Raw genomic sequence first — 7,110 nt, 5'->3', positions numbered from 1 at the left:
CCGATCTGCCGCCGTCGAGCGCGTTGCCCGACAGGTCGTAGGCGATGAGCGCGCTTGCCCCGACCGATTTCAAGCCGCCCCGCGCGCGGAACTGCGGCAGGCCGGAGGCGGCGCTGCCGGGGGCATCGACGCTGAAATAATAATCGGCAAAGCTGTTATCGACGACATCGCCCGAGACCGTCAGGTTGAACACGCCAGCCTCTCCCAGCGGTGTGCCGTAGCTGATCGAGGGCGTCACCACCGCGCCCGAATGCGCGCCTGCGACATCGAACACCGCGTCGGTCTGGAAGGTCAGGCTGTCGAAACGATGGAAAATGCGGTTGACCTTGACCCCGGCGCTGCCGCCCAGCTCTACCGCGATATCAAGCTTGCCCAGCCGTTCGACGACATCGTCGCGGATGCGCACGTTACGATCAAACCGCGCCCTGATCAGCGGGCCAGCGATATACTCCACCTTGGGGAACAGCGGGTCCTTGACCAGGTCAACAAACAGGCCGGGGCCGCGCGTGGCAAAAGCGTAGCCCTTGTAGCTGCCCTGAAGAACGGGCGCGGGGAACAACACATATTGGTCTGATCCCTCATAGCTCGGCACGAACCCCGCGCCCAGCCCAACGGTCATATAGAAATCCTGCGCGAACACCGATTGCGACAGCCGCGCGCCAAAGCCGAGCAATTCGAGCTCCGCGTCGCTCGGACCATAAGGTCTCAGGTTGGAAGGCGTCGGCTTGATGATGACCACGGTGCCCGGGGCGGGCTCAAAATCCGACTGCGTGTCCTGGGCCAGCGCAGAGGCTGTGGTGCCCATCATCAGGGCAAGCGTGACAAACAATCTGGTGAACATGAGCGAGACGAGGTCCTGAAAGATTTAGCCCAACAATGTGCAACGGCCTGAAACGCAAACGCACATATGCATCAAATGTTGCATTGCAACAAAATATGGCGGGTTGATGGCCAATCTGTGGGCCGGCAAGGGCGCGTTCCCCTGACAGGAACACATTATGGGTAATTGACAGGCCTGTCCTATACGTTGGCCAAGGGTCAGCATACCAACATGCCCGGTCCCGAACGGCTCAAGCAGCGCGTGTGCCATGATGCGCTGGACGATAGCGCGGCTCTGGCACCGGCAGGCCATCGGCTTCGAGACTCTCGACAAACAGCGCGATTGCAACCGCAACCTCGGCAGCCGCAGCCTCGGGCGAAGGGCCGTGCGCGCTGCAGTGCTTCAGGTCTGGCACGTCGGCAATCCAGCTTTCGTCTTCTGCAGACCAGAACAGGTTGATATGGTAATGCGGGGTCATGCGATGTCGTCCAGCGAGAATCCGTTGGCTCCAATTATAACCAGAAGCTGGCGCATTTATAGCGCTTGGCAGACTTGCCATCGGGCTAAACATTGATCCGGTCTGAAATCACGGCATGTTTGTAGATGTAATGGCTGCCCCGCACCGGCCCGTCACCCTGAACTTGTTTCAGGGTCCATCCCTCCTCCCGCACCCACCGAGCCTGGACGCACCATGGATGCTGAAACGAGTTCAGCATGACGGGAGAGAGAGAGACCCGCACCGACCGCAACGTTATACCCCCGCCAGCAACCCTTCCTTCGCGATCCGCTCTTTCCACACCAGCGGCGCGAGCTGGTGGACGTTGTTGCCGTCTGCGTCCACCGCGACGGTCACGGGGAAATCGCTGACCTCAAACTCGTAGATCGCCTCCATGCCCAGATCGTGAAAACCGACGACCTCGCTGCCCTTGATCGCGCGCGCCACCAGATAGGCCGCGCCGCCGACTGCCATCAGATAGGCGCTCTTGTGATCGCGGATCGCCTCGACCGCCGCCTGGCCGCGCTCGGCCTTGCCGACCATCGCCAGCAGGCCCTGCTCCAGCATCATACGCGTGAACTTGTCCATCCGCGTCGCGGTAGTGGGGCCGGCAGGGCCGACGATCTCCTCGCCCACCGGATCGACCGGGCCAACGTAATAGATGACACGCCCCCGGAACTCGACCGGCAGCGGCTCGCCCTTGGCCAGCATGTCCTGGATGCGCTTGTGCGCCGCGTCGCGCCCGGTCAGCATCTTGCCATTCAAGAGCAGCCGGTCGCCCTGCTTCCAGCTTTGCACCACCTCAGGCGTCAGCGCATCGAGATCGACGCGGATCGCGGCCTTGTCGGGGGTCCAGTTGACATCGGGCCATTCGCTTAAGCGTGGCGCTTCAAGATAGGCCGGGCCTGAGCCGTCGAGCGAGAAATGTGCGTGGCGGGTGGCGGCGCAATTGGGGATCATCGCCACCGGCTTTCCAGCGGCATGGCACGGCGCGTCCATGATCTTCACATCAAGGATAGTAGACAGGCCCCCCAGCCCCTGCGCGCCGATGCCCAGCGCGTTGACCTTGTCGAAAATCTCGATGCGCATCGCCTCGATGTCGCTCCGGGCGCCGCGCTGTTTCAGCGGCCCCATGTCGATCGGGTCCATCAGCGCCTTTTTGGCGAGCAGCACCGCGTGCTCCGCCGTGCCGCCGATGCCGATGCCGAGCATCCCCGGCGGGCACCAGCCTGCGCCCATCTGCGGGATCATCTCAAGCACCCAGTCGATGATATTGTCCGACGGGTTCATCATCTTGAACTTGGATTTGTTCTCACTGCCGCCGCCCTTGGCCGCGACATCGACATGCACGTGGGTCCCCGGCACCATCTCGACATGCAGCACGCACGGGGTGTTGTCCTTCGTGTTGCGCCGGGTGAACGCGGGATCGGCCAGCACCGAGGCGCGCAGCTTGTTCTCAGGGTGCAGATAGGCTTTCGCCACGCCTTCATCGACGATCTCCTGCAAGGAGCGCGACGTATCGTCCATCCGGCAATCCATGCCCCATTTGACGAACACGTTGACGATGCCGGTGTCCTGGCAGATCGGCCGGTGGCCCTCGGCGCACATCCGGCTGTTGGTGAGGATTTGCGCAATCGCATCCTTGGCGGCGGGCGATTGTTCGGCCTCATAGGCCTCGCCCAGCGCGCGGATATAATCCATCGGGTGGTAATAGCTGATGAATTGCAGCGCGTCGGCGACGCTTTCAACCAGATCGGCGGCGCGAATGGTGACGGTCATATGATCTCCCCCCGGGGTGCGTGGCGCGCAGATGTACGCGCAGGCGATTGATGTGCGACCGTTTTATTGTGACCGCCATCCTATCGCAATGTGGCGTTCGCGCAAATGCGGTTTGATATTCGGCCTGATCCATCCACAGGTGGATAACTTGGCGTGCATAAGCCTGTGGACAGGAAAAAATCTGCTCTCATGCATTTGACCACTTGCGCTTTTCCGGACCCGCCTGCGCCCGCGCGTCGCGACCAGCCGGTGCGCGCGCACCGCGACGAAACGAATCCCACATGCGATGAACGGTGACCTAAATTAACCATTTACCCTCTTGCGCCGGAATCAGGATGAGGCACTATAGGTTGTGGGCTAGGCAAGCAGGGCATACCAACAACGGTGGTTACGTGGAAACGCGCGGGCAGTTATGCTGCCTTGCGTCAAGGGGTTTTTGACCCTGTTTCAGCGATCCGTTGGGGATAAATTTTCCCCCGCTGGCTGCCCAAGATGCTATACGGGTCGCTTGCGCCCCGAGTCGAACACAAGTGGAACAAAGTTCCGCCCAACAGTTGAACGAGGACGCCATGGATTTCAGAGATACGGTCAAAGGCAACACGGGCGATATGGGTGATTCAGATGTATTGGAAGCAGCCGAAAAGGCAGGCAGCACGGGCGAGGCAGCGGGCAGCTCCAGCGCTGCCGAACAGTCGTTGATCGCGATGGCGAGCACCGCAGCCCATGCCAGGCCCGCCGAGGCGCGCGACAGCAAGGCGGTCGAGGAACGCCGCTTCACGATTGTGACTGACAAAAGCCGCGACGTGTTGCTTACCGATTTCGGCAAGGAAACGCTCGAAGACCGCTATCTGCTGCCCGGCGAAAATTACCAGGACCTGTTTGCGCGCGTGGCGGATGCCTATGCCGACGATCAGGACCACGCCCAGCGGCTGTATGATTACATCTCGAAGCTGTGGTTCATGCCCGCAACGCCGGTGCTGTCGAACGGCGGCACGGGGCGCGGCCTGCCGATTTCGTGCTATCTGAACAGCGTCGATGACAGCCTTGAGGGCATCGTCAACACCTGGAACGAGAACGTCTGGCTGGCCTCGCGCGGCGGCGGCATCGGCACCTATTGGGGCAATGTGCGCGGCATCGGCGAGCCGGTCGGCCTCAACGGCAAGACCAGCGGCATCATCCCGTTCGTCCGCGTGATGGATTCGTTGACGCTGGCGATCAGCCAGGGCTCGCTGCGGCGCGGATCGGCAGCCTGCTATCTTGATGTCAGCCACCCGGAAATCGAGGAGTTCCTTGAAATCCGCAAGGCTTCCGGCGATTTCAATCGCAAGGCCTTGAACCTGCACCACGGCGTGCTCCTGACCGACAAGTTCATGGAGGCGGTGCGCGACGGCGCCGACTTTGATCTCGTCAGCCCCAAGACCGGCGAGGTGCGCAACACGGTCAACGCCCGCGCGCTGTTCCAGAAGCTGGTCGAAACGCGCCTTGCCACCGGCGAGCCCTATATCGTGTTCAACGACACCGTGAATCGCATGATGCCCAAGCATCACCGCGACCTCGGCCTCAAGGTCTCGACATCAAACCTGTGCAGCGAAATCACGCTGCCCACGGGCCGCGATCACCTCGGCAATGACCGCACCGCCGTGTGCTGCCTGTCCTCGCTCAACATCGAGACCTGGGACCAGTGGCACGACGACAAGCTGTTCATCGAGGATGTGATGCGCTTCCTCGACAACGTGCTGCAGGATTATATCGACCGCGCCCCGCCCGAAATGGACCGCGCGCGTTACAGCGCGATGCGCGAACGCTCGGTCGGCATGGGGGTGATGGGTTTCCACTCGTTCCTGCAGGCGCGCGGTCTCGGCTTTGAATCCGCGCTCGCCAAATCGTGGAACATGAAGATCTTCAAGCACATCCACGCCAAGGCCTCCGAAGCCTCGATGATGCTCGCGCACGAGCGCGGTCCCTGCCCCGATGCTGCCGATCAGGGCGTGATGGAGCGGTTCAGCTGCAAGATGGCGATCGCGCCGACCGCGTCGATCTCGATCATCTGCGGCGGGACGTCGGCGTGCATCGAGCCGATCCCGGCGAACATCTACACCCACAAGACGCTCTCGGGCAGCTTCGTGGTCAAGAACCCGTATCTGGAAAAGCTGCTCAAGGACAAGTCCAAGGATTCGGCCAATGTGTGGAACACGATCCTTGAGAAGGGCGGCTCGGTCCAGCATCTCGATTTCCTGAGCGCGGAAGAAAAGGACGCGTTCAAGACCAGCTTCGAGATCGACCAGCGCTGGCTGCTCGAACTCGCCGCCGACCGCACGCCGTTTATCGATCAGGCGCAGTCGCTCAATCTGTTCATCCCGGCCGATGTCGACAAATGGGACCTGCTGATGCTGCACTTCCGCGCATGGGAACTGGGCATCAAGTCGCTCTATTACCTGCGCTCGAAAAGCGTCCAGCGCGCAGGCTTTGCCGGCGGTGTGGAAGCGGACAACACGATTGAGGCACCCAAGTTCGAGATCGGCGAAACGACGGATTACGACGAATGCCTGGCGTGCCAGTAAATTCCCTCTCCCACTGGGAGAGGGAGGGAGCCGCGCAGCGGCGGAAGGGTGAGGGTGACAGGCCAGCGATCATGCGCACCTACCACCGTCAACCCTCCGGCACCGTCCCCCGCGCCCGCCAGCTGCGCCGCGATGCCACCGATGCAGAGCGCGCGCTGTGGCTGGCATTGCGCGAGAACTTCCCGGCTGCGCGGTTTCGCAGGCAGGTGCCCATCGGGCCGTATTTTGCGGATTTCCTCAGCTTCCGCGCGAAGCTGGTGATTGAAGTGGACGGCGGCCAGCACGACATACAGGCCGACTATGACGCCGCCCGCACCCGCTTTATCGAGGCGCAGGGCTATCGCGTCATCCGGTTCTGGAACAGCGACGTCCTGCCCGATCCGGAAGGCGTGCTGAACGACATATCCCTCTCCCTTGGGGAGAGGGAAGGAACAACGAAATCGCGGAAGGGTGAAGGTGACAACCTTCGCTCAGCCGCATCACCCTCACCCTCCCAGGCTTTGCCTGGGCCCCTCCCTCTCCCGCCGGGAGAGGGGACTACGGAGCAATAACATGTCCCTTTTGGAATCCCGCAACACCTACAAGCCCTTTGAATACCCCTGGGCCTATGATTTCTGGAAGCGGCAGCAGCAGATCCACTGGATGCCCGAAGAGGTGCCCTTGGGCGAGGATTGCCGCGACTGGGCGCAGAAAATCTCCGAGCACGAGCGCAACCTGCTCACCCAGATTTTCCGCTTCTTCACCCAGGCCGATATCGAGGTGCAGGATTGCTACCACGACAAATACGGCCGTGTGTTCAAGCCGGTTGAGGTCAAGATGATGCTCACCGCGTTTTCCAACATGGAAACCGTGCACATCGCGGCATACTCGCACCTGCTCGACACCATTGGCATGCCCGAGAGCGAATACGGCATGTTCCTCGAATATGAGGAAATGCGCGCCAAGCACGATTATCTCAGCCAGTTCGGCGTCGACAATGACGCAGACATCGCGCGCACGCTCGCCATGTTCGGCGGCTTTACCGAAGGGCTGCAGCTGTTCGCATCGTTCGCGATGCTGATGAACTTCCCGCGCTTCAACAAGATGAAGGGCATGGGGCAGATCGTCAGCTGGTCGGTGCGCGACGAAAGCCTGCACTGCGAAGGCATCACCAAGCTGTTCCACGCGTTCTGCGCCGAACGCGATTGCCTGACCAAGGCGGTGCGCGAGGACATCATCGATTGCTGCCAGAAGACCGTGCGGCTGGAAGATGCGTTCATCGATCTGGCGTTCGAGCAAGGCCCGGTCCACGGCATGACCGCCAAGGAGATCAAGCGCTACATCCGCTACATCGCCGATTGGCGGCTGGGCCAGCTGGGCTTCCAGCCGATCTACATGATCGAGGACCACCCCCTGCCCTGGCTCGCCCCGCTGCTCAACGGGGTGGAACACGCCAACTTCTTCGAAACCCGCGC

The 7,110-nt window shown here is 61.6% G+C and carries 6 protein-coding genes; 3 read left to right on the top strand and 3 right to left on the bottom strand.

Annotated features, from left to right (window positions below):
- The 3 genes from ACEW8G_RS02870 to ACEW8G_RS02860 form a co-directional block, all read right to left on the bottom strand.
- Positions 1-841, bottom strand: an 841-nt coding sequence (locus ACEW8G_RS02870) for a MipA/OmpV family protein (RefSeq protein ID WP_373486939.1), incomplete at its 3' end; no start/stop codon positions are given.
- 229 nt (positions 842-1,070) lie between these two features.
- The gene (locus ACEW8G_RS02865; protein WP_373486938.1) at positions 1,071-1,298 is read right to left on the bottom strand and encodes a type II toxin-antitoxin system HicB family antitoxin; all 228 of its coding nucleotides are present in this window, start codon (positions 1,296-1,298) and stop codon (positions 1,071-1,073) included.
- A 273-nt stretch (positions 1,299-1,571) separates the two neighbouring features.
- On the bottom strand, positions 1,572-3,095 hold the full coding sequence (locus ACEW8G_RS02860) for a fumarate hydratase (protein WP_373486937.1): 1,524 nt from the start codon (positions 3,093-3,095) through the stop codon (positions 1,572-1,574).
- A 704-nt stretch (positions 3,096-3,799) separates the two neighbouring features.
- Between ACEW8G_RS02860 and ACEW8G_RS02855 the strand changes: the two genes are divergently transcribed.
- From ACEW8G_RS02855 to ACEW8G_RS02845, 3 genes are all read left to right on the top strand, one after another.
- Positions 3,800-5,656 (top strand): ribonucleoside-diphosphate reductase subunit alpha, encoded by a 1,857-nt coding sequence (locus ACEW8G_RS02855; protein ID WP_373486940.1) that lies wholly within the window; start codon positions 3,800-3,802, stop codon positions 5,654-5,656.
- Positions 5,657-5,727: 71 nt separating this feature from the next.
- Positions 5,728-6,207 carry an endonuclease domain-containing protein gene (locus tag ACEW8G_RS02850; protein WP_373486936.1) on the top strand — a complete coding sequence of 160 codons (480 nt, stop codon included), beginning with the start codon at positions 5,728-5,730 and terminating at the stop codon, positions 6,205-6,207.
- Position 6,208: 1 nt separating this feature from the next.
- Positions 6,209-7,110: ribonucleotide-diphosphate reductase subunit beta (locus ACEW8G_RS02845; protein WP_373486935.1), on the top strand; the 902-nt coding region annotated here is incomplete at its 3' end.

Source organism: Blastomonas sp., assembly GCF_041747255.1.
In the GTDB taxonomy this organism is placed as follows: domain Bacteria; phylum Pseudomonadota; class Alphaproteobacteria; order Sphingomonadales; family Sphingomonadaceae; genus Blastomonas.
Note: the sequence above shows the minus strand (reverse complement) of the source record. Positions and strands in the feature narration are given on the sequence as shown.